Source organism: Micromonospora sp. IBHARD004, from assembly GCF_052814115.1.
Map to the genome: position 1 here is coordinate 5,017,921 of NZ_CP199934.1, position 22,911 is coordinate 5,040,831.

Genomic DNA, 22,911 nt, shown 5'->3' on the forward strand with positions numbered 1-22,911 from the left:
GCCGTCGCTCAGCCGGCCGCCGGCGCCGGGTCCTTCTCCAGCCAGTCGAGGATCGCGTCGATCGGCTCCCGCCAACGGGCGTCCAACATCAGGTCGTGGCCCATGCCGGGGAAGAGCAGCGGGGCCGAGGCGTACCGGCGGGCGGTCCGGGTCAGCGCGGCGGCCGGCACCACCCGGTCGTCGGGGCTGCCCAGCACCAGCACCGGCGGGCTGCCCACCGCCGGCTCGGGCTCCCGGCCGGTCAGCAGCTGCCACTGCGCGCGCCGGCCGGCCCGGCCCAGCCGGGCGACGTACCGGCGGGCCTCGCCGTCCGGCAGCTCCCGGCTGAACAGCTGCCGGCGGCTCAGCCGCAGGCCACCGCCGAAGACCGCCGGCAGGGTCCCGCCGGGGTTGCGCCGCAGCGCGGCGCGGAGCGTCCCCCAGTCACCGAGCACCGGCGCCACCAGCACCGCCGCCCGGGCCGGGTAGCGGGCCAGCGCGTGCGCGACCACCCGGGCCCCGGCGCCGTGCCCCACCAGCACCGCCCGCCGCGGCAGGCTCGCCGCCACCTGGGTCACGTCATGGGTGTACGACCGCAGCGTCGCCTCCGGCGCCGGCTCGCTGCCGCCGTGCCCGCGCAGGCTGAGCGCGTACGCCGGGAAACCGCGGGACGCGGCGTGCTCCAGCCAGTGCTCGGCGAACGCCCACGCCCCGTGCCCGAACCCGGGCACGAAGAGCAGCGGCGGCCGCCCCTCCTCCAGCTGCGGCACGGCGCTGAGCACCTCGCGACGGGCCGGGCGCTCCGGCCGGGCCCACTCCCGGGCCCGCACGATCCGCAGCCGCTCGCCGGTCACTTGGCCTCCACCTCGTCGAGGGCGCGCTGGAGCGCGCGCAGGTAGTCGGCGTGGCCCACCTCGAACCAGTGCCGGGTGCTGTCCTTGACCGCGCCGGAGTAGCGCTCGCCGATGCCGGCGGCGACCTTCCGGTCGAACGCGGCGGCCCGCTCCGGCCGGCCGGCCCGCAGCCGCAGCAGCCGGGCGAAGAGCACGCTCTGCCAGTGCGAGATGGTGAAGATGCCGGAGTCCGGCTGCACCAGACCGACCACCGCCAGGGTCGGATGCCCGGCGGTGAACTCGTTCAGCCAGAGCCGGGGCCGGCCGACGGCCTCGTCGTCGCCGAGCACCTTCGCCTCGAGGAACTCGAAGCGCGGCAGGTAGCCGGTGGCGAAGATGACCAGCTCGGGATCGATCTCCCGGCCGTCGGTCAGCTCGACCGACCGGTCGTGGAAGCGGGCCAGCTCCGGCACCGGGGTGATCTCGCCGTGGCCGACGTAGTAGACGAGCTGGCTGTTCGCGATCGGGTGGGTCTCGTAGACCCGGTGGTCCGGCCTGGGCAGCCCGAACCGGGTGAGGTCGCCGACGGTGAGCCGCAGCGTCCAGTGGTAGAGCCACTGGCGGACCCGCAGCGGCACCCGCAGCGCGAGCAGGGTGTCGTTGACCTGGTCGGCGGGGCGGCCGAGGACGTACTTCGGGGCGTACCAGTAGCCGCGGCGGGTGGAGTGCCAGCAGCGGGACGCCTGCTGGGCGGCCTCGACCGCGATGTCGCAGCCGGTGTTGCCGGCGCCGACCACCAGCACCCGCTTGCCGCGCAGCTGCGCGGGGTCCTTGTAGGACGAGGCGTGCATCACCTCGCCGCGGAAACCCTCCAGGCCCTCGTAGCGGGGCAGCTTGGGCGACCAGTTGTGCCCGTTGGCGACGACCACCGCCGCGTACCGGGAGGTGCGCTCCGGGCCGTACCCGCCGGTGCTGCGGGTGGTGACGTCCCAGCGGTCCCCCTCGACCGGCTCCACCCGGACCACCTCGGTGCCGAACCAGATGTGCCGGCGCAGGTCGAAGTGGTCGGCGTACCGCTCGAAATAGGACAGCAGCTGGCTGTGGTGCGGGTAGTCCGGCCAGTCGTCCGGCATCGGGAAGTCGGGGAACTGGGTGAACGGCCGGGACGAGATGAGGTGGGTGCTGGCGTAGACAGGGCTGCGGTCGTGCCGCCAGTTCCACGCCCCGCCGACGCCGGTCTCCCGCTCGTAGCAGTCCACGCCGAAGCCGTGCTCGGCGAGGTTCTTCACCGCGGTCAGGCCGCTGGCCCCGGCCCCGATGACGCAGACCGTGTCACCCCGGTCCGAGACCGGGCGGCCGTCCCGGGTCAGGGCGAGCGTCGTCGTCCCCGGATCGGGGCGGCCGAGGTCGGTGGAGGAGGACACCGGGGAATCTCCTTATGTGCGGCACGGTGGCCGGGTCGCTGCGAAATCCTGCCGACAACTCCGGCCGTTGTCCAGCCCCGCCCCGCCGGCCGGGGCCGCGGCGGCTCAGTCGACGGCGGGCAGCAGCAGGTCCACCAGGACCGGGAAGTGGTCGCTGGCCCGGCGGGTCAGCGGCGTGTCCACCACGTCGTAGTCGACCACGGTCACCCGTGGGTCGACGAAGAGGGCGTCGATCCGGCGGCGCGGGGCGGTGCACGGGTAGGTGTGCCGGTCCGCGCGGTCGGCGGCGACCGCGGCGTCGGTCAGTCCCGCCGCGACGGTCCGCCAGGCCGGCCCGTCCGGCCCCTCGTTCAGGTCGGCGCCGGCGATCACCGGCAGCGTGGCGGCGGCCAGCTCCCGCTTGAACGCCGCCGCCTGGGCCGGCCGCTCCGCCGGGTCGGTGGACAGGTGCGAGCCGGCCAGCAGGAACCGCGCCCCGCCGACCTGGCACTCGGCGTACGCGGCGCCGCGCAGGTGCCGGCCCGGGGTCAGCGGGTAGCGCTGGCAGCGGGTGCCGCGTACCCGGACCCGGAGGCTGGTCAGCAGCAGGTTGCCCAGCGACGGCAGGCCGCCGGCGGCGACCACCAGCCCGAACGACTCGGCCAGCGTGGCCGACTTCTGCCGCCACCGGAAGCGCCGCGGCGCCTCCTGCACGATCACCACGTCCGGCGCGGCCGCCCGCACCACCGCGGCCAGCGCGGCCGTGTCGTCGCGCTGGCTGTGGATGTTGTACGACACCACCCGCAGCGGCACCCCGCCGCCCGCTTCGGTCACCGGGCCGACCTTCCGTTCGCGACTGCGGGACTCCGCTGCGCTTCGTTCCTCGCGCTCACCGGGCCGACCTTCCGTTCGCGACTGCGGGACTCCGCTGCGCTTCGTTCCTCGCGCTCACCGGGCCGACCTTCCGTTCGCGACTGCGGGACTCCGCGGCGCTTCGTTCCTCGCGCTCACAGCCGACGGGCGAGGTCGGCGGCGCCGATGACGCCGGCGCTGTTACCCAGCTCGGCTGGACGGATCTCGGCCACCGGGAGCCGGCTGCGCTGCGCGAGGGCCTCGGTGAACGACCGGCGGGTCGGGCCCATCAGCAGGTCACCGGCGTCGATCACGCCACCGCCGACGACGAGCACCTGCGGGTCGAGGATCTGCGCCATGTCCGCGAGGCTGGTGCCGAGCCAACGTCCGACCTGGGCGAACGCCTCGGCGGAGACGGGGTCACCACCCTTCGCGGCGGCAGTCACCATCGGACCGGTGACCGACTCGGCCTCGCCGCCGGCCAGCTCCAGCAGGGCGGTGGCCCGGTGCGGCTCCTGGCGGGCGGCGGCGCGGGCGAAGCGGACCAGGGCGCTGCCGCTGGCGTACTGCTCGATGCAGCCCAGGCGGCCGCAGCCGCACTGGTGGCCGTCCGGCACGGTGAGCATGTGCCCCAGCTCGGCGGCGATGCCGTGGGCGCCGCGCAGCAGCTCGCCGCCGAGCACGATGCCGCCGCCCACGCCGGTGCCGATGGTGAACATGACCATCGAGTCGTCGGCTTCCCGCGCCGCGCCGTAGCGGAACTCCGCCCAGGCGGCGACGTTGGCGTCGTTCTCCACGATCACCGGCAGGCCGGTGGCGTTGCCGACGTACTCGCGCAGCGGCTCGTCCCGCCAGGCGAGGTTGGGGGCGAAGAGCACGGTGGAGCGGGAGGCGTCGATCCAGCCGGCCGCGCCGATGCCGACGGCCGCGATGCTGCGCCCCACGGCCAGCTCGGTGACCAGCTCGATGATGACGTCCCGGGTCTTGGCCACGTCGTCGGCGGGGGTGTCCCGTCGGGCCTGCACGAGAACCTTGCCGGTGTCGTCAACGACACCGCCGGCCACCTTCGTGCCACCGACGTCGACTCCGATGGTCAGCGTCACCGCTGCCACTCCCCTCTGCTGTGCTGCCCGACATCGGCCGAACCGGCCGTGCGATGCCGGGATGTCCGGTGGTCAGGCCCCGTCGCCTGGTACGTCCTCGCCCACCTCGCCGGACGCCCGCGAGGCGGGCACCACGGGACGGCCGGCCGGCGGCCGGATCGTCACCGGCGCGTCCGGCCCGGCACCATCGGCGGGCGGCACGTCGGCGCCCGGATCGGCCGCGCCCTCCCCCCGGGTGGCGGCGGACCACACGTCCTGCTCGGGTGCCGGCTGAGAATCATGCCCGGTACGGGTGGCCTCGCGCCACACGTGGTCCCCCGCCCCGGCTCCGGCGGCCGGTCCGGCGGACCCACCGGCGCTGGCCGGGGAGGCCGGGTGAGCGGGCTCGGCCGGGGCGAAGGCGCGCAGCAGACTGGCCACTCCGGCCGCCAGGTCCCCGGCTCCGGTGGCCAGCCGCTCGGCGAATTCGGGACTCGGATCACGCAACGCGGCGATGCCCCGGCAGACCGGGCAGATGCAGCATTCGGCCGAGCCGGTGGAAAAACCGACCGGGCCGGAGTCGGCGCCGGACGTCGCGCCGTCCCCGCCGGCGGTCCGGCCGGAACCGGCACTGTGACCGAGGACACCCGACAAGATCCCACCGAGCGGACCCCAGGGCCCGGCCCCCGGGCTGGAACCGGCCAGCCGGGCGGTCGCCAGCAGCATGGCGACCAGACGTTCCGCCTCTTCCCGGGCCGAACCCGGATCCGTACTCCCCATGGTCGGCTCCTCTACCGTGCAGACCGGGTCGCCGGTCGGGTCAGTGGGCCGCACCGGGTGCTTCTACCCGGCGCTTGAGCTGCTTCAACGCGGTATCCATGATCATTTTCTCGGCCTTGCGCCGAAACATGCCGAGCATGCCCACGGAGAGCTCGACCTCGAGCGTGTAGGTCACCGTCGTGGTGCCGTCCGGGTTGCCGACCAGGTCGTACGAGCCGCGCTGGGCCTTCTGCATCTTCGAGGGCTCGACCAGGTGCCACTCGATCCGGGAGAGGTCCTCGGCGTACTCGTAGGCCAGCACGTACTCGTCGGCGAGCACGCCGGCGTCGATGGTGAATCGGACCTGGCTGGCGTACCCGTCCTCGTACTCCTCGACCACCTCCGCCCGCCGCACCGCTTCGGTCCACTCGGGGTAGCTGGGGAAGTCGCAGATGACCGCCGCCACCTGGTCCGGTGGTGCGTCGATGATGATCGACTGGGTGGAGGAGTCCGCCATGGGGGGAGGCTACCCGGCGGCGGCCCCGGGCGCGTCGCTCCACCCCCGCGCCGCCGACATCGGCGGCAAAGGCCCCCCGTCCCACCAGGCGGGCGGGCAACCTCCCTACCTCACCCGTCCGGGTGGACGGGTAGGTTTCGACAGAGCCGACCCAGGGCCGGCCCGGCCAGTGCGAGCACGAGGGAGTGCAGGTGCGCGAGTTCTCCGTTCCCCCCATCGTCACCGTCGGCGATGCGGCAAACCTGACCGATCCGGTCTGGGACAACGCCGAGGTCGCCCCGGACGCCGTGCAGTTCGTCCGGCCCGCACCGGCCGGCGCCGAGGGCCGGGCCCGGGTGGACGTGACCTGCCGCCAGTTCCGCGACGAGGTCGTCGCGGTGGCCCGTGGCCTGGTCGCCGCCGGCATCTCCCCCGGTGACCGGGTCGCCCTGATGAGCCGCACCCGCTACGAGTGGACGCTCCTCGACTACGCCATCTGGGCGGCCGGCGCGGTCACCGTGCCGATCTACGAGACCTCCAGCGCCGAGCAGGCCGCCTGGATCCTCGCCGACTCCGGCGCGGTCGCCGCGGTGGTGGAGTCCACCGCGCACGCCACCCTGGTCGCCGGGATCCGGGACCGCCTGCCGGAGCTGCGCCAGGTCTGGCAGATCGAGCTGGGCGCCGTGGACGAGCTGGTCGCCACCGGCGAGTCGGTCGACGCGGCCGATATCGAGGTACGTCGCAAGACGGTCAAGGCCGGCGACATCGCGACGATCATCTACACCAGCGGCACCACCGGCCGCCCCAAGGGCTGCGTGCTCACCCACCGCAACATGTACGCCGACATCGCCAACGCGGTGCCGGTGCTGCCGAACCTGTTCCGCCCGGGTGCCTCCACCCTGCTCTTCCTGCCGCTCGCGCACGCCTTCGCGCGGCTCATCCAGATCGGCGTGGTGCAGGCCCGCGCCACAATGGCGCACTGCTCCGACACCAAGAACCTGGTCGGCGAGCTGCAGGAGTTCAAGCCGACCTTCGTGCTCTCGGTGCCCCGGGTCTTCGAGAAGGTCTACAACGGCGCCCGGCAGAAGGCCGAGGCGGACGGCAAAGGCAAGATCTTCGACCGGGCCGAGAAGGTCGCCATCGCGTACAGCGAGGCGCTGGAGACCGCCGAGGGGCCCGGCCTGGCCCTGCGCGCCCAGCACGCGGCCTTCGACAAGCTGGTCTACCGCAAGCTGCGGGCCGCCCTCGGCGGCCGCTGCCACGACGCGATCTCCGGCGGCGCCCCGCTCGGCGCGCGGCTCGGCCACTTCTTCCGCGGCATCGGGGTGACCATCTGCGAGGGCTACGGCCTCACCGAGACCTCCCCCGCCGCCGCCGCGAACCTGCCCACCGGCACGAAGATCGGCACCGTCGGCCGTCCGCTGCCCGGCGTCGCGATCCGGATCGACGACGACGGCGAGATCCTGATCTCCGGCGACCTGATCTTCCAGGGCTACTGGCACAACGAGGCGGCCACCGCCGAGGCGCTGACCAGCGACGGCTGGTTCCGCACCGGCGACCTGGGCCAGCTCGACGACGACGGCTACCTGAGCATCACCGGCCGCAAGAAGGAGATCATCGTGACCGCCGGCGGCAAGAACGTCGCCCCGGCCGTCCTGGAGGACCAGGTCCGCGCGCACCCGCTGATCAGCCAGTGCGTGGTGGTCGGCGACCGGCAGCCGTTCATCGCGGCGCTGGTCACCATCGACGAGGAGGCGCTGCCGAAGTGGCTCGCCGCGCACGGCCGGCCGGAGACGACCAGCGTCGCCGAGCTGCGGGAGGACGAGACCCTGCGGGTCGAGGTGCAGAGCGCGGTCGACCAGGCCAACCAGGCGGTCTCCAAGGCCGAGGCGATCAAGGTCTTCCGGATCCTGCCGCAGGACTTCACCGAGACCACCGGCGAGTTGACCCCGTCGCTGAAGGTCAAGCGGCAGGTCGTGCACAAGACGTACGCGGCGGAGATCGCGGACATCTACCGAGGCTGACTACGATCCGTCACGTGCCCGCCTCCACACCCAGCCAGCCCCAGACGCAACCCCTCGCCGCAGCCGCGCGCGGGGTGCTGCTCGCGCTGGTCGCCGTCCTCACCCTCTTCGCCACCCGCGACGTCGTCCAGCTCTGGTGGATAGCCCTGCTGGGCGTCGCCGGGCTGCCGGCCGTCCTCGCCCCCCAGCATCGGCTGCTCGGCCCGCTCAGCCGGTTCGCCGAGGTGGTCGTCCTCGGGCTGGCCGCCAGCCAGATCGCCGCCGACACCCAGCTCAGCGGCGTGACCAGCGGGCTGGGCGCCTCGGCGGTGCTGGCATACCTCGCCGTCCCGGTGACCGTGACGGCGCTGCGCCGCCGGTTCGCCGAGGGCGCGGCGCTGCTCGCGGTCGCCGCGGCCACCCTGCTGGTCGCCGCCGCGCTCACCGAGGTCGACGGGCGTCGGCAGCTCACCGAGCCCGGCTACCTGGCGGTCTGCGCGCAGTGGCTGATCCTCGCCGGCCTCGGCCTGTTCACCGCCCGCACCCTCCAGCGGGTGATGCGGGTCCGCGGCGAGGGCAAGCCCCAGCCGTACGCCGAGGCCACCCGGCTGTTGACCCAGCTCCGGACAGTCGCCCGGCAGCTGCCCGGGGCCACCCTCGACCCGGGCGGCATCTCCGAGCACCTGCTGGAGGAGCTGCGGGTGGTGGCGAAGACCGACCGCGGCGCGGTGCTCTCCGCCAGCGGCGGCGGCCGGCTGGTGGTGCTCGCCCAGGTCGGCGTGGACCGGGTCGACTGGGAGACCACGCTCGACGCGGACTCGGCGATCGCGGACGCCTGGGCCAGCCAGCAGGCGCAGACCTCGGCCCGCTCCCAGTCCCGCTCGCACCGCGGCGGGGAGGTCTCGGCGCTGATCGTGCCGCTGGTCGCCGGGGTCCGGACGGTCGGCCTGGTGGTCCTCGAGGCGGACGCCGGGCACGCCTACCCGCCGCCGGTGGTGGCCCGGGTGACCGCGCTGACCGGTCCGGCGGCGCTGCGGCTGGAGGCCGCGCTGCTCTTCGACGAGGTGCGGTCGCTGGCCACCAACGAGGAGCGGCAGCGGCTGGCCCGGGAGATCCACGACGGGGTCGCCCAGGAGCTGGTGATGGTCGGCTACGGCATCGACAACGCGCTGGCCACGGTGCACGAGGACGCGGAGGAGACCGCCGAGTCGCTGCGGACCCTGCGCCAGGAGGTGACCCGGGTGATCACCGAGCTGCGGCTGAGCCTGTTCGAGCTGCGCAGCGAGGTGGACCGGCACGGCGGCCTAGCCGCCGCGATCGCCGAGTACGCCCGGACCGTGGGCGCGTCCGGCGGCCTGCGGGTGCACCTGTCGCTGGACGAGTCCACCGCCCGGTTGCCCGCCGCCACGGAGGCCGAGCTGCTGCGGATCGCCCAGGAGGCGGTCACCAACGCGCGCAAGCACGCCGGGGCGGCAAATCTGTGGGTGACCTGTGAGGTGGATCCCCCGTACGCTCAGATCGAAGTGTCGGATGACGGTCACGGCATCGGTGACCAGCGCCCCGACGGGCACTACGGTCTTGCGATCATGGCCGAGAGAGCGGAACGTATCCGGGGCCGGTTGGAGATCAGGCCGCGGCAACCCAGCGGCACTACCGTGGCGGTGGTACTCGGCTCCTCGCCCCGGCGCGATAAGGTGCGCGGCAGCACAGCAGCAGAAGGGGAGTAACCCGAGGATGACCACAAGTCCGACACCGGCCACCCGTACCAAGGTCCTCCTTGTCGACGATCACGACCTGATCCGCAAGGGTCTGCGGCACGCCTTCGAGCGGGACCGCCAGTTCGAGGTCGTCGGCGAGGCCGCGACGGCTGCGGAGGGCGTACGCCAGGCCGGTGCGCTCCAGCCGGACGTGGTGATCATGGACCTGCGGCTGCCCGACGGCAGCGGGCTGGAGGCCACCCGGGCGCTCCGCAAGTCCAGCGCGTCGATGGGCATCGTCGTGCTCACCATGTACGCCGGCGACGACCAGCTCTTCGGCGCCCTGGAGGCGGGGGCGAGCGCCTTCGTGCCGAAGACCGCCCCGGCCGACGAGGTGGTGGCCGCCGCCCGGCACGCCGCCTCCTCCCCCAGCGCCTTCACCGCGGCTGACCTGGCCGAGGCGATGAAGCGCCGGCTGGCCCCGTCCGGCCCGCAGCTCTCCCCCCGCGAGGGTCAGGTGCTGCGGCTGCTCGCCGACGGCATGAGCGTGGCGGGCATCGCCAAACAGCTCTTCGTCAGCGAGTCGACCGCCAAGACGCACATCTCGAAGCTCTACGAGAAGCTGGGCGCCGCCAACCGGGCCCAGGCGCTGATGACCGCGCTGCGGCTCGGTCTGCTGGAGGCCCCGGACGCCCCCAAGTTCTAGGGGCTCCGACAGCTCACGGCAGAGGCCCGCGTCCGTTCCGGACCGGGCCTCTCCGGCATTCCGGGCCGGTGCGGCTGCGTACGGTGAGGACCCGACCTCGCACAGACCGCGGTCTTTGCACCGCGACAACGGGCGGGCAGAATACCGGGTGGCCCACGGGGCCGTGGCACTCACGCGCTGTTGACAAAAAGGGGCAAGGGCATGCAGCGGCCGGACTGGGCACCCGACACGATCGACATCGAGCGCCCCAGCGTGGCCCGCATGTACGACTATTACCTCGGCGGCTCGCACAACTTCGCCGCCGATCGGGCGGCCGCCCGGGCCATGGTGGAGGCGGTGCCGGAGGCCCCGCTGATGGCCCAGGCCAACCGGGCATTCCTGCGCCGCGCGGTGCAGTTCCTGGCCGACGCCGGGGTACGCCAGTTCCTCGACATCGGCTCCGGCATCCCCACCGTCGGCAACGTGCACGAGATCGCCCAGCGGATCGACCCGGAGTCGCGGGTGATCTACGTCGACGTCGACCCGGTGGCGGTGGCGCACAGCCGGGAAATCCTCAACGGCAACGACCGGGCCAACGTCATCCAGGAGGACCTGCGCCGGCCGGAGGCGATCCTGGGGCATCCGGAGGTCACCAAGCTGCTGGACTTCTCCCAGCCGGTCGCGGTAATGATCGTGGCGGTGCTGCACTTCATCCCGTCCGAGGACCGGCCGGAGGAGATCCTGCGGACGCTTCGGGCGGCCCTGGCGCCCGGCAGCTACCTGGTGATGTCGCAGGCCAGCGACGACGGTCGCGCCGAGACCGGTGAGCGGGCGGAGGCGGAGCGGGTCTACCGCCGCACCGACAACCAGCTCTCGATCCGCAGCCGGGCCGAGCTGACCGCGCTCTTCGACGGCTTCGAGCTGGTCGACCCGGCCGTGGTCTGGGTGCCGCAGTGGCGGCCGGAGTCCCCGGAGCAGGCGGAAAACGCGGAGCAGGCGGTGTTCATGGGCGGCGTCGGGCGTCTCGGTGGGTGACGGGGCCGCCGGGGCCCGCACCTGCCCCGGCGCCTTCGCCCGGGCCTGGGCCAAGGCGGTCTCCGGGACCAGCTACCTGCCGATGACCCAGGCCCAGCTGGAGTCCCTGCTGCAACGGCTCACCGAGCGGCTCGCCATGGCGATCCAGGCCGAGCCGTTCGACCTGCGGATCGGCCAGCAGGTCGGCGCCGAGCTGGTGGCGGCGCACATCGCCTCCGCGGAGGGGCTCGGCCGGACCATCGAGGTCATCCAGCTCCGCCTGGTCCGCGACCTCGGGCTGGTCGCCGACGAGGTCGAGGACCGGATGGCCCGGCTGCTGGCCACCGTGGCCACCGGGTACGCCCGCGCCCTGCGCGACCGGACGCTGGACGAGCAGGAGTCGATCCGGCGGGCCGCGATGGTGGCCCGGGCGCAGGCCGAACGGGCGCTGCGGGACAGCGAGGCCCGGTTCCGGCACCAGGCCACCCACGATCCGCTCACCGACCTGCCCAACCGCACCCTGTTCACCGAACGGCTCTCCGCCGCCATCGGCGAGCCCGGCCGGGGCGCCGACCGGGTCGGCGTCTGCTTCCTGGACCTGGACCGGTTCAAAGTGGTCAACGACTCCCTCGGCCACCAGGTCGGCGACTCGCTGCTGGTGTCCGTGGCGCAGCGGCTGCGCCGGGCGCTCGGCGAGCACCTGGTGGCCCGGCTCGGCGGGGACGAGTTCGTGATCCTGGTCGAGCGGACCGCCTGCACCGACGACGCGGTCAAGGTCGCCGAGGCGGCCCTGGCGACGGTGAGCGAACCGGCCCTGGTGGACGGCCACGAGCTGACCGTGTCGGCGAGCATCGGCATCGTCGAACGGCAGGTGGCCGGCACCTCGCCGGGTGAGCTGATGCGGGCCGCCGACAGCACGCTGCACTGGGCCAAGGCGGCCGGCGGCGCCCGCTGGGCCCTGTTCGACGCCGACCGCAACCGTCGCGAACTTGCCCGGTACGCCCTCTCCGCGGCCATCCCCACCGCCCTCGACCGGGGCGAGTTCTTTCTGGACTACCAGCCCCTGGCCGCCCTGCGGGACGGGCGGGTGCTCGGCATGGAGGCGCTGGTCCGCTGGCGCCACCCCGAGCTGGGCGTGCTCCGGCCGGACAGCTTCATCGGGCTGGCCGAGGAGACCGGGTTGATCGTGCGGCTCGGCGGGTGGGTGCTGGCCGAGGCCTGCCGGGAGGCGCAGCGCTGGTCGGCGGGGCACGACGACCCGCCGTTCGTCAGCGTCAACCTCGCCGTCCGCCAGGTGCACCGCCCGGGCCTGGTGCAGGAGGTGCGGGGCGTGCTCCGGCAGACCGGCCTGTCCCCGGAACGGCTCCAGCTGGAGATCACCGAGAGCACCCTGATGAGCACGGCCGAGGAGCCGGTACGCGCCCTGCGGGTGCTGGCCGACCTGGGGGTGCGGATCGCCATCGACGACTTCGGCACCGGCTACTGCAACCTCGCCTACCTGCGGGACCTGCCGGTGACCGAGCTGAAGGTGGCCGGCGAGTTCGTGGCCGGCCTGCGCGCCCCGGCCACCGACCCGGGCAGCCGTACCGACGAGCGGATCCTCGCCTCGCTGGTGTCCCTGGCGCACGCCCTGGACCTGACCGTCACCGCCGAGGGCGTGGAGACCGCCGATCAGGCCGACCGGCTGCGGGCGATCGGCTGCGACGCCGGCCAGGGCTGGCACTTCGGCCGCCCGGCCCCCGCCGACCAGTTCCTCGCCCGCCTGGCCTGAGCATCGCGCGCCTCCCCGCGGGCCACCTCACCGCGTCGCGGTTCCCGGTCGGCGCCTGAGGTGCGGCGGACCCGCCGCGCGGGCAGGCGCGGGTCAGCCGGCGAGCAGGGCAGCCATCCGCTGCGCCTGGGTCTCCCAGCGCCACTCGCGCTCCACCCAGGCCCGACCGGCCGCGCCGAGCTGGCGGGCCAGGTCCCGGTCGGCGAGCAGCATCGCCACCCGGTCGGCGAGCTGGGCGACGTCCCGGCCCCGGACCACGTACCCGGTCTCCCCCTCCCGGACGGCGTCCGGCGCACCGCCGGAGTCGCCGGCCACCACCGGCAGCCCGGTCGCGCTGGCCTCCAGGTAGACGATCCCCAGGCCCTCGACGTCCAGGCCGCGGTTGCGGGTGCGGCACGGCATCGCGTACACGTCGCCGGCCGCGTAGTGCGCCGGCAGCTCCGCCGACGGCACCGAGCCGGTGAAGACCACCTCCCGCTCCACACCGGTCTGCCGGGCCAGCTTCTCCAGGGTCGCCCGGTAGGGACCCCCACCGACGATCAGCAGCGCGGCGTCGGGCACCCGCCGGCGGATCTCCGGCATCGCCCGGATCAGCATGTCCTGGCCCTTGCGCGGCACCAGCCGGGAGACGCAGACCACCACCGGCCGGTCGGCCAGGCCCAGCCGCACCCGCACCGGCTCCCCGTCCACGGACGGGTGGTACGTCTCCACGTCCACCCCCGGCGCCAGCCGGCGCAGGTCGGTCACCCCGTCCAGCACCCGGGCCAGCCGCACCCGGGTGTACTCCCCCAGGTACGTGGTGACGTCCACGCCCCGGCCGATCCGGCGCAGCGCGGCGCGGGCACCGGGCAGCGCCGCCCAGCCGACCTCGTGACCGTGGGTCAGGGCAACCGCCCGCCGGATCCCGGCCCGCCGGCGCAGCCCCGCCGCGAGCAGCCCCAGCGGGGCCGCCGCGCCGAACCACACCGTGTCGCAGTCGTACGCGCGGGCCAGCTTCGCCGCCCGCCGGGCGATCAGCGGGGTGGGCAGCAGCACGCGGGTGCGTTCCCGGACCACCTCGAAGGGCTGGTCGGCGTCGAACTTCTCGGCGCCCCGCCAGCTCGACGCGTACACCACCACCGAGCCGGCGGGCTGGCGCACCGCGAGGTGGTGCACGAAGGACTGGATTCCGCCGGGGCGGGGCGGGAAGTCGTTGGTGACCAGCAACGTCCGGCTCATCGGCCGCTCTCCCTGGCGTAGGCGCGGGCGGCGGCCATCCGCTCCACGGTGGACGGGTGCGAGGCCGACCAGAGGTACTCCCACCGGGGCGGGTCGGGATCGGCCAGGTTCACCCCGGCCAGCCGGCGCTGCATCGCCTCGAAGGTCGCGGGATCGCCGGTCAGGGCGAGCGCGTGCGCGTCGGCCCGGGCCTCCACCCGTCGGGAGACCAGCGCCTGGACCGGCGCGGCGACCAGCCCAACAACCGTGACCAGCGCGATCAGCAGCGGGAAGGCGCGCGGCTCGGCCACCGAGTCGACCCCGGCCAGCCGCAGCAGCGGCGCCGAGGAGCCGATCAGGTAGAGCGCGACGACCGCGGCGGCGGCCCCCAGCGCCCCGATCAGCGTGCCGACCCAGACGTCCCGGTCCTTCGCGTGCCCCAGCTCGTGGGCGACCACACTGGTCACCTCGGCCGGGGTCGCCTCGCGCAGCAGGGTGTCGTAGACCACCACCCGCCGGGTCGGCCCCAGCCCCGAGACGTACGCGTTGACGGCCTTCGTCCGCCGGGACGCGTCGGCGACCAGCACGTCGCGCACCGGCACACCGTCCCGGGCGGCCATGCTGATCAGCTCGCTGCGCAGCGGGCCCGGCTCCATCGGGGTGAACCGGTTGAAGACCGGCTCGACCAGCACCGGGAGCACGAACGACAGCAGCACCACCAGGCCGGCCGCGCCGGCCGCCCCGAACGCCCACCACCAGCGCGGCGCGAGCCGGACCACGGTGTAGAAGCCGAGCAGCGCGAGCCCGCCGATGACCGCGCTGACCGCGTACGACTTGAGCAGGTCGACCGCCCAGCCGCCCCAGCCCTGGGTGCTCAGCCCGTAGCGGGCCAGCACGGTCTGCCGCCAGGCGGCGAAGGGCAGGGTGAGCAGGTCGGCGAGGAGCATCACGGCCAGCCCGCCGAGCACCGCCCGGGCCGCCCAGTGGCCGCCGAGCGGCCGGCCGGCCAGCTCCACCAGGCGGCTGCCGAGCGGGGTCAGGCCGAGCAGGAGGGCCACCGCCAGGCCGACGGCCAGCGCGCCGTACCCGCCGGGGCGCAGCGCGGCGTGGAAGGCCCGGCCACGGGTCACCTGGTCGACCGGGAGGGACCGCAGCGCGGCGAGCTGGTCGGCGCGCGGGGCCGGGGGGCGACTCCAGGGGATCAGCAGGGCCGCGACGACGATCAGCGTCACGGCCAGCCCGGCCAGGGTCAGCACCGCCCAGCCGCGCGGGCTCACCGCCCCGTCCCGTCGCTGCGCCGTACCCGGATCATCCCGCGCTCCTCCCGCCGTGAGCGCCCATCCTATGGCCCGGCGCGCCGGCGCCGGCCCGGGTGCCCGCACCGCGGTCGTCCGGCACCGCGCCGACCCACCCGGCCCACCACATCGGCGGCGCCTCGGCATTCGATTGGGCGGAACCGCGCCACATCCGGGACCCGTCGTGGCTCACCTCCGAAGGGGGAAGGGCCGGGGCCACCGGGCCGCGATGATCGACCGGTCAGGCGACCCGGCGACGGCCGGCGCGGCGGGGCCGGGCGGCCGGTGGCGGCGGCAGCACCTCCACCTGGAAGCCGGCACGGGCGAACACCTCGATCGCCCGGTGCTCGGCGGCGCCGAGGTCGGCGGTCGGCGAGCCGGTGTCGAGCAGCGCGGTCACCAGGCAGCCGGAACAGCCCGCCCCCCGGATCCCGCAGCTGTCGCAGTCGATGAGCATCAACGCCTCCTGACGCGTCACGGCGGCGGCGGGCGGACGCCGTCGTGGCCGCCCGACCACCGTCGGTCACGTCGACGCTAGGCGAGGGGTGTGACAGAAACGGACAACGAGGTCGCAGCCACCCCGAATCCCATCAAGCGACGTCAGGAGCGGGCCAGCCGGCGCAGCAGCGAGTCCGCGCCGAGCGGGTACGCGCCGTGCCGGCGTACCCCGTCGGCGACCTCGCGGTCGGAGGAGATCACCACGACCGGCCGGCCGGTGGGCTCGGCGCGGACCAGCCGGCGGATCAGCTCGTCGGCGGTCTCCCCCTTGCGGGAGAAGAGCACCCGCACCCCCCGCGGCGTGGGCGGCAGGCCGTGCATCCGCTCGGCCCCGTCGAAGACCACGGTGACCTCGTCCCCGGTCTGCGCGGCGATCCCGCCCAGGCCGGTGATCAGGCGCTTGCGCTGCTGCTCCAGGGACATCTCGCCGAAGCCGCGCTTGGTCACGTTGTAGCCGTCGACGACCAGGTGGGCCCGGGGCAGGGCCAGCAGCTGGTCCAGCCGGGCCGGGTCATCGGTGTCCCGGGCCCGGGCGGCGGCGCCCGCCGGGGCGGCCGCCGACTGGTCGGCGAAGGCGTCGGCGACGAAATCGGCCGGCAGCTTCTCGACCGGCTCCAGGGCCAGCTCGCGACGCAGCCCGACGGCCGCCTGGCCGATGGTCTCCAGCAGCAGCCAGAGCCGGGCGTCGTCGACCGAGCGCGACTCCTTGGCGCTGGCCCGGGCGACCCCGGCCGCCGACTCCGCCTCGGCCAGCCGGGCCCGGGCCCGGCGCAGCTCCGCCTCGGTGTCCGCAGCGGCCCGGGCGGCCCGGCCGCGCTCGGTGGCGAGCAGCTCGTTGGCCCGCCGCTCCCGGGCCTGGGTCTCGCGCAGCGTACGGCTGAGCTGCCGGGACTCCTCGCGGAGCTGACCCAGCTCCTCCCGGACCCGGGCCAGCTCGTCGCGGAGCTTCTCGGCCTCGACCCGGGCCACCGCCCGGTCGTGCTCGGCGCGGGTGGCCCGCTGCTCGGCCTCGCGGACCAGCTCGGCCACGACCGCGCTGTCCGCCTCGGCCCGGACCGCGGCGCCGCTGGCCTCGATCAGCTCCCGCCAGCCGCGCGGCCGGGCGAGGTACGCCAGGGCGGCCACCTCCACCGGGTCGGCGGCGGCCGGGGCGGTCCCCTCGACCACGGCGGCGCCCAGGTCGCCGGCGTCGGCGAGCACCCGCGCGGTCACCCGCTGCCGGAACAGCGGGTCGGCGGTGAGCTGGGCGGCGATCGCCGGTGCACCCAGCCGGGCGCGGCGGTTGGGGGCGAACTTGGCCACCCGGCGCAGCGGGACGGGCACCTCGTCGGTGGGCATCGCCGGCAGCACCGCGGCGGTGAGCGCCACGATCCGCTGCCGGACCGGCTCGGGCAGGACCGGCTCGGGCTCCGGCGCGGTGGGCTCGGTCTCCCCCGGCCGGGGCTGCTCGGCGCCACCCGCGAGGTCGTCGTCGCCCCCACCGACCTCCCGCCCGGCAGCCACCGGCCCCGCCTCGGGGAGGTGGTCGTCGTGCGGCTCGGTGAGGGGCATGTGGCAAGTCTCCCACCGCGAACGGGCCCAGTGCCCAGTGAGTGAGCCGATCTCTCATCCTAGCCCCGGGGTAACTCGTGGGACCGCTGAGACGGGAGTGTCGGACCCGGCCACTAGCGTGCCCCGGGTGGCACGAGCGGAGTACGTCCAGGAGGCGCTGGCCGGCCTGGACCGGACGGCGGCCGCGGGGGTGGACCCGGCGCTCCCGTTGTACGCGACCACCTTCGTGGTGGTCGACCTGGAGACCACCGGCGGCGCGCCGGACGGCGGCGGGATCACCGAGATCGGCGCGGTGAAGGTGCGCGGCGGTGAGGAGCTGGGGGTGCTCGCCACCCTGGTCAACCCGGGAGTGCCGATCCCGCCGTTCATCACCGTGCTGACCGGGATCACCCAGGCCATGCTCGTCCCGGCGCCACCGATCGAGCAGGTGCTGCCGAGCTTCCTGGAGTTCATCGACGACGCCGTGCTGGTCGCCCACAACGCCCCCTACGACGTGGGGTTCCTCAAGGCGGCCTGCGCGAAGCACGGCTACCGCTGGCCCAACCCGCGGGTGCTGGACACCGCGGCGCTGGCCCGCCGCGTGCTCACCCGGGACGAGGTGCCCAACCGCAAGCTCGGCACCCTGGCCGCCTACTTCCGCACCGCCACCCAGCCGAACCACCGGGCGCTCGACGACGCCAAGGCCACCGTGGACGTGCTGCACGGGCTGATCGCCCGGCTGGGCGGCCACCGGGTGGACACCGTCGGTGACGCGATCGAGTTCGCCCGGGCGGTCACCCCGACCCAGCGCCGCAAGCGGCACCTGGCGGAGGGGCTGCCGAAGGTGCCCGGGGTGTACATCTTCCGGGCCGCCGACGACCGGCCGCTCTACGTCGGCACCTCCGGCGACATCGCCACCCGGGTGCGCAGCTACTTCACCGCCGGCGAGAAGCGGGCCCGGATCTCCGAGATGCTCGCCGCCGCCGAGCGGGTCGAGGCGGTCGAGTGCGCGCACTCCCTGGAGGCGGAGGTCCGCGAGCTGCGGCTGATCGCCGCGCACGCGCCGCCGTACAACCGGCGCTCCAAGTACCCGGAGCGGATGGTCTGGCTCAAGCTCACCGACGAGGCGTACCCCCGGTTGTCGGTGGTGCGGAACCTCGCCCCCACCGACACCGCGTACCTGGGCCCGTTCCGCTCCAAGCAGGCCGCCGAGCTGGCCGCCGCGGGCTTCCACGACGCCGTGCCGCTGCGCCAGTGCACGCACCGGCTGTCGCGGCGCACGACCATGCCGGCCTGCGCGCTGGCCGAGCTGGGTCGCTGCCCGGCGCCCTGCGAGCACCGGATCACCCCCGAGGAGTACGACCACCGCGCCGCCGCGCCGTTCCGGACGGCGACCACCAGCGACCCGCAGGTGGTGGTGGACGCCCTGCTGGCCCGGATCGAGGTGCTCGCCCGCGACCAGCGCTACGAGGAGGCGGCGGTGGTGCGGTCCCGGCTGGCGGCGGTGCTGCGCGCCACCGTCCGGATGCAGCGGCTGGTCGGGCTGACCGGGATCGCCGAGCTGGCCGCCGCCCGGCGGGCCGCGCACGGCGGCTGGGAGCTGGCCCTGGTCCGGCACGGCCGGCTGGCCGGCGCCGGGGTGTCCCCGCCGGGTGTCCACCCGCGACCGACTCTGGAGGCGATCCGGGCGACCGCCGAGACGGTGCTGCCCGGCCACGGCCCGGTCCCCCGGGCCTCCGCCGAGGAGACCGAGCGCATCCTGTCCTGGTTGGAGCGAGCGGAGACCCGGCTGGTGGAGATCTCCTCCGGCTGGGCCTCGCCGGTCACCGGCGCGGGCCGCTTCCGGGACCTGCTGGCCAAGGCGGAGAACGGCGGGTCCCACCAACTCTCGACCGAACGCTCATGACCAAGTGACCGATCGGACTACGTCAACTCGCTTAGGCTGTTAGAGAAGTGCAGTCCTGCCCGTTTCGCGGGCCTGCTCCCGATCGCCGGTGACGGCGACCGTGGGGCCGGGGTGAGGAGGTGTCCCAGGTGGACGTCGACGCCGGGCACGGCGCCGCCCTGGGCGGCGCCCTTCCGACCCAGCCCGGTGAGCTGCCGCTCACCCGCCGGCTGCGCTCCCTGCTCACCTGGCCCACCAACGACACCGACCCGGTCAACGCGCTGATCCGCGCCCACCGGAACATCCACGCCAGCGCCGACTCCTCGGTGCTGCGCCGCGCCTACACCATCGCGGAGAACATGCACCGCGGCCAGTTCCGCAAGAGCGGCGAGCCGTACATCACCCACCCCCTCGCGGTCGCCCAGATCTGCGCCGACCTGGGGATGGACACCATCACCCTGGTCGCCGCGCTGCTGCACGACACCGTGGAGGACACCCGCTACACGCTCCAGGCCCTGGCGGAGGACTTCGGCCGGGAGGTGGCCCACCTGGTCGACGGGGTGACCAAGTTCGACAAGGCGTTCTACGGCAAGGCCGCCGAGGCGGAGACCGTCCGCAAGATGATCATCGCGGCCGGCAAGGACGTCCGGGTGCTGATCATCAAGCTCGCCGACCGGCTGCACAACATGCGCACGCTCGGCGTCCGGTCCGCCGCCTCCCGGGAGCGCATCGCCCGCAAGACCCAGGAGGTGCTGATCCCGCTCTGCGACCGGCTGGGCATCCAGACCCTCAAGCGCGAGCTGGACGACGTGGTGCTGCTGCACCTGGAGCCCGACGAGCACGCCCGGATCGCCCGGCACGTGCACGACCGGCCGGGCTGGGACGCGTACCTCGACGACGTGGTGACGAAGACGCGGGTGGCGCTGCGCCGCAGCCGGGTGGACGCCGAGGTCGCCCCGCGCCCCCGGCACTTCCACTCGATCTGGAAGGACACCGTGGCCGGCGGCCACGCCGCCCCCTTCGACCTGCCCCGCATCTCGATCGTGGTGGCGGGCCCGGCCACCGACTGCTACGCCGCGCTCGGCGCGGTGCACGGGCTGTGGCGCCCGGTGCCCGGCCGCTTCAAGGACTTCATCGCCTCGCCGAAGAACAACCTCTACCGGTCGCTGCACACCAGCATCCGGGGCCCGCAGGACCGCACGGTCGAGGTGCTGATCCGGACCGAGGAGATGCACCGCGCCGCCGAGTACGGCATCGCCGCCCACTACCGCTTCCCGCGCGCCACCGAGCGGGCGGCCGACCGGGCGAACGAGCTGGCCTGGCTGCGCCGGGTGCTGGACTGGGAGCAGGAGGCCGTCGACCCGGCGCAGTTCCTCGAGTCGCTGCGCTGCGACCTGGCCGAGGCGCAGATCCAGGTGGTCGCCGACGGCCGGCAGGTCGTCCTCCCCGCCGGCGCGACACCGGTCGACCTGGCGTACGAGCTGGGCACCGAACGGGGCGACCACTGCCTGGCGGCGCGCATCAACGGCCGGCTGGCGCCGCTCTCCTCCGAACTGAAGGAGGGCGAGGTGGTGGAGATCTTCACCGAGTCCGACGCGGAGAGCGGCTTCGAGGCCGACGCCGCGCCCCGCGGGCCGCGCCGGGAGTGGCTCGGCTTCGTCAAGTCGCCGCAGGCCCAGATGCAGATCAACCGCTGGTTCGCCGAGCACACCGAGCCGGGCATCTCGATCGCCGACAAGGTACGCCTCGGCCGCGCCACCATCGGCCTGGCGCTGCGCCAGCACAACCGGGGGCTGGCCAGCGACCTGCCGCTGCTACGGCTGTCGGAAGAACTCGGCTATCCCGACCTGGAGACCCTGCTGGTGGCGGTCTTCGACCGGGCGGTCGAGCCGGACGCGGTGGTCCGGCAACTGATCGACCTTGTCGACCACCGGCAGTAGCCGAACGCCCCTCGCGTGACCGGACCGGGCGGCCACTAGCCTGGAGGCATGATCCCCCGCGCGCGTGCCACCGGACGGGCCCTCGGCTACCAGGTCTTCTACCGGCTTCCCGTCCCGCTACGCCGCCGGCTGGTCCGGCTGGCCGTGCCGAAGTACATCGTCGGCGCGGTCACCCTGGTCCGGGACGCCGACGCGGAGGGCTCGGGCCGGCTGCTGCTGCTGCGCCAGCCGCCCGGTCACAGCTGGACGCTGCCGGCGGGGCTGCTGCAGCGCGGCGAGGCGCCGGTGGTCGGCGCCGCCCGGGAACTGTTCGAGGAGTCCGGCATCCGGGTCACCCCGGACCGGCTCCGCCCGGCCGTGCCGAACGCCGTGGTGCACGCCAAGGGCTGGGTGGACGTGGTCTTCGAGCTGGATGTCCCGGCGTCGACCGCCGAGCTGGTGGTGGACGGCGCCGAGGTCTTCGAGGCGGCCTGGCACCCGCTGGACGACCTGCCCCGGCTGAGCCGGGCCACCGCCAACCTGCTCGGCTACTACGGCATCGGGCCCCGGGCGGGACAGGTCCCGCCCGCCGCCCCGCCGGGGGCGTGACCGGCGCCGGACCGGCCGACGGTCCCGCCCCGACTGACCGCACCCGCCCGCCCGGCGCCCCCGGACGGCCCGGACCGGCCGGCCCGGGCGGGTCGGATCCCGGGTGGCGGGCGGCGGTCGAGGTCTGCGCCGTGGTGCTCGCCGCGGGCGAGGGCACCCGGCTGCGACCGCTGACCGAGCGGCTGCCCAAGGCGCTCTGCCCGGTCGGGAACGTGCCGCTGCTGGACCGGGCCCTCGCCCGGCTGGCCGGGCTCGGTCTCGCCGGCCCGGAGCGGGTCGCGGTGAACGCCTGCTACCTGGGCGGCCAGGTGGTCGAGCACGTCGGGGCGCGGGCCCACCTGTCGGTCGAGCCGGGCGACCCGCTCGGCACCGCCGGCGCGCTGGGCAACCTGCGGGACTGGATCGCCGGCCGGGGCGTGCTGGTCGGCAACGCCGACGCGTACCTGGCCGACCCGCAGGCCCCACCCGGGCCGGACATCGCCGCGCTGCTGGACGGCTGGGACGGGCGGAGCGTACGGCTGCTCGGTCAGCCGGCCGACGACCCGGCGGCGCCCGGGACCTTCAGCGGCCACCGCTTCGTCGGTTTCTCGCTGCTGCCCTGGCGCCTGGTCCGCGACCTCCCGCCCACCTTCGGCGACCTGGTTCGGGCGGTCTGGCGGCCGGCGGAGGCGGCCGGCGCGCTGGCGGTGGTGCCGTACCGGGGCACCTTCTACGACACCGGGACCCCGGCCGACTACCTCGCGGCGAACCTGCACGCGGCCGGCGGGGGCAGCCTGGTCCACCCGACCGCGACGGTGACCGGACGGGTGGAACGGACCGTGGTCGGCGCGGGGGCGGTCGTCCTCGGCGCCGCCACCCGGGCCGTCGTGTGGCCCGGCGCCACGGTCGGCGCGGACGAGCAGCTCACCGACGCGATCCGGGCGGGCCTCGGCCTGACGGTGCCGGGGGCGCGGCGGTAGCCGGATCCACGCGGCGGTAGCCGGATCCACCAGCCCGGGACGCCGCGGCCGGGCGACCCTCTAGCATGGGCGACGACGTCGACGAACGGAGAAGTGTCCCGTGATCACCGCGATCGTGCTGATCGACTGCGCCACCGACTCCATCCCCGAGGTGGCCGAGGCCCTGGCCAACCTCCCCGGCGTCAGCGAGGTCTACTCGGTGGCCGGCCACGTCGACCTGATCGCCATGGTCCGGGTCCGCGAGTTCGAGCAGATCGCCCAGGTGATCGCCGGCAGCATCTCCAAGGTCCCCGGTGTGCTCAACACCGAGTCGCACATCGCGTTCCGGGCGTACTCGCAGCACGACCTGGAGGAGGCGTTCGCGATCGGGCTGGCCAGCGCCGACTGAACGCGCGGCGGCCGGCCCGCCCCGGAGGGTGGACCGGCCACCATCGGCCGTGCGACG

General features: G+C 74.8%; 20 protein-coding genes. 10 read left to right on the forward strand and 10 right to left on the reverse strand.

Features of this window, described 5'->3' with window-relative positions; all coding sequences use genetic code 11:
• Positions 1 to 8 precede the first annotated feature (8 nt).
• The 6 genes from ACTWO6_RS24400 to ACTWO6_RS24425 form a co-directional block, all read right to left on the reverse strand.
• Positions 9 to 833 carry an alpha/beta hydrolase gene (locus ACTWO6_RS24400; RefSeq protein ID WP_446216119.1) on the reverse strand — a complete coding sequence of 275 codons (825 nt, stop codon included), beginning with the start codon at positions 831 to 833 and terminating at the stop codon, positions 9 to 11.
• The gene (locus ACTWO6_RS24405) at positions 830 to 2,236 is read right to left on the reverse strand and encodes a flavin-containing monooxygenase (RefSeq protein WP_446216120.1); all 1,407 of its coding nucleotides are present in this window, start codon (positions 2,234 to 2,236) and stop codon (positions 830 to 832) included. The genes ACTWO6_RS24400 and ACTWO6_RS24405 overlap by 4 nt, the downstream gene beginning before the upstream one ends.
• Before the next feature lie 105 nt (positions 2,237 to 2,341).
• The gene (locus ACTWO6_RS24410; protein WP_446216121.1) at positions 2,342 to 3,049 is read right to left on the reverse strand and encodes an endonuclease/exonuclease/phosphatase family protein; all 708 of its coding nucleotides are present in this window, start codon (positions 3,047 to 3,049) and stop codon (positions 2,342 to 2,344) included.
• Between the two features lie 173 nt (positions 3,050 to 3,222).
• Positions 3,223 to 4,179: an ROK family glucokinase gene (locus ACTWO6_RS24415; protein WP_446216122.1), complete on the reverse strand. Its 957-nt coding sequence runs from the start codon at positions 4,177 to 4,179 to the stop codon at positions 3,223 to 3,225.
• 63 nt (positions 4,180 to 4,242) lie between these two features.
• The gene (locus ACTWO6_RS24420; protein ID WP_446216123.1) at positions 4,243 to 4,929 is read right to left on the reverse strand and encodes a hypothetical protein; all 687 of its coding nucleotides are present in this window, start codon (positions 4,927 to 4,929) and stop codon (positions 4,243 to 4,245) included.
• Between the two features lie 40 nt (positions 4,930 to 4,969).
• On the reverse strand, positions 4,970 to 5,425 hold the full coding sequence (locus tag ACTWO6_RS24425; RefSeq protein WP_446216124.1) for an SRPBCC family protein: 456 nt from the start codon (positions 5,423 to 5,425) through the stop codon (positions 4,970 to 4,972).
• A 191-nt stretch (positions 5,426 to 5,616) separates the two neighbouring features.
• Here ACTWO6_RS24425 and ACTWO6_RS24430 point away from each other — a divergent pair, with 191 nt between their 5' ends.
• The 5 genes from ACTWO6_RS24430 (at position 5,617) to ACTWO6_RS24450 (ending at position 12,574) form a co-directional block, all read left to right on the forward strand.
• Positions 5,617 to 7,428, forward strand: a complete 1,812-nt coding sequence (locus tag ACTWO6_RS24430) for an AMP-dependent synthetase/ligase (protein ID WP_446216125.1) — start codon at positions 5,617 to 5,619, stop codon at positions 7,426 to 7,428.
• Positions 7,429 to 7,442: 14 nt separating this feature from the next.
• Entirely contained in the window at positions 7,443 to 9,134 is a 1,692-nt protein-coding gene (locus ACTWO6_RS24435) for a GAF domain-containing sensor histidine kinase (RefSeq protein WP_446216126.1), read from the forward strand.
• A 7-nt stretch (positions 9,135 to 9,141) separates the two neighbouring features.
• A complete protein-coding gene (locus ACTWO6_RS24440) occupies positions 9,142 to 9,810 on the forward strand; it encodes a response regulator transcription factor (protein WP_007072219.1) in 669 nt (222 codons plus the stop codon).
• Between the two features lie 201 nt (positions 9,811 to 10,011).
• On the forward strand, positions 10,012 to 10,824 hold the full coding sequence (locus ACTWO6_RS24445; protein WP_446216127.1) for an SAM-dependent methyltransferase: 813 nt from the start codon (positions 10,012 to 10,014) through the stop codon (positions 10,822 to 10,824).
• Positions 10,825 to 10,906: 82 nt separating this feature from the next.
• On the forward strand, positions 10,907 to 12,574 hold the full coding sequence (locus tag ACTWO6_RS24450; RefSeq protein WP_446220751.1) for a putative bifunctional diguanylate cyclase/phosphodiesterase: 1,668 nt from the start codon (positions 10,907 to 10,909) through the stop codon (positions 12,572 to 12,574).
• A gap of 93 nt (positions 12,575 to 12,667) precedes the next feature.
• On the opposite strand, the gene ACTWO6_RS24455 is transcribed toward ACTWO6_RS24450, so the two are convergent.
• The 4 genes from ACTWO6_RS24455 to ACTWO6_RS24470 form a co-directional block, all read right to left on the reverse strand.
• Entirely contained in the window at positions 12,668 to 13,792 is a 1,125-nt protein-coding gene (locus ACTWO6_RS24455) for a glycosyltransferase family 4 protein (RefSeq protein WP_446216128.1), read from the reverse strand.
• Positions 13,789 to 15,048, reverse strand: coding sequence for a M48 family metallopeptidase (locus ACTWO6_RS24460; RefSeq protein WP_446216129.1), 1,260 nt, complete (start codon positions 15,046 to 15,048; stop codon positions 13,789 to 13,791). Before ACTWO6_RS24460 ends, ACTWO6_RS24455 begins: the two co-directional genes overlap by 4 nt.
• Positions 15,049 to 15,307: 259 nt before the next feature.
• Positions 15,308 to 15,523, reverse strand: coding sequence for a hypothetical protein (locus ACTWO6_RS24465; RefSeq protein ID WP_446216130.1), 216 nt, complete (start codon positions 15,521 to 15,523; stop codon positions 15,308 to 15,310).
• Positions 15,524 to 15,666: 143 nt separating this feature from the next.
• Positions 15,667 to 17,115, reverse strand: coding sequence for an NYN domain-containing protein (locus ACTWO6_RS24470; protein WP_446216131.1), 1,449 nt, complete (start codon positions 17,113 to 17,115; stop codon positions 15,667 to 15,669).
• A 127-nt stretch (positions 17,116 to 17,242) separates the two neighbouring features.
• Here ACTWO6_RS24470 and ACTWO6_RS24475 point away from each other — a divergent pair, with 127 nt between their 5' ends.
• The 5 genes from ACTWO6_RS24475 to ACTWO6_RS24495 all read left to right on the forward strand — a co-directional run bounded on the left by ACTWO6_RS24475 (position 17,243) and on the right by ACTWO6_RS24495 (position 22,854).
• A complete protein-coding gene (locus ACTWO6_RS24475; protein WP_446216132.1) occupies positions 17,243 to 19,000 on the forward strand; it encodes a DEDD exonuclease domain-containing protein in 1,758 nt (585 codons plus the stop codon).
• A 128-nt stretch (positions 19,001 to 19,128) separates the two neighbouring features.
• On the forward strand, positions 19,129 to 20,919 hold the full coding sequence (locus tag ACTWO6_RS24480; protein WP_446220752.1) for a RelA/SpoT family protein: 1,791 nt from the start codon (positions 19,129 to 19,131) through the stop codon (positions 20,917 to 20,919).
• 48 nt (positions 20,920 to 20,967) lie between these two features.
• Positions 20,968 to 21,507 carry an NUDIX hydrolase gene (locus tag ACTWO6_RS24485; protein WP_130338559.1) on the forward strand — a complete coding sequence of 180 codons (540 nt, stop codon included), beginning with the start codon at positions 20,968 to 20,970 and terminating at the stop codon, positions 21,505 to 21,507.
• Between the two features lie 131 nt (positions 21,508 to 21,638).
• Positions 21,639 to 22,466, forward strand: a complete 828-nt coding sequence (locus ACTWO6_RS24490; RefSeq protein WP_446216133.1) for a nucleotidyltransferase family protein — start codon at positions 21,639 to 21,641, stop codon at positions 22,464 to 22,466.
• A gap of 100 nt (positions 22,467 to 22,566) precedes the next feature.
• Positions 22,567 to 22,854 carry an Lrp/AsnC family transcriptional regulator gene (locus ACTWO6_RS24495; protein ID WP_446216134.1) on the forward strand — a complete coding sequence of 96 codons (288 nt, stop codon included), beginning with the start codon at positions 22,567 to 22,569 and terminating at the stop codon, positions 22,852 to 22,854.
• Positions 22,855 to 22,911: the final 57 nt, after the last annotated feature.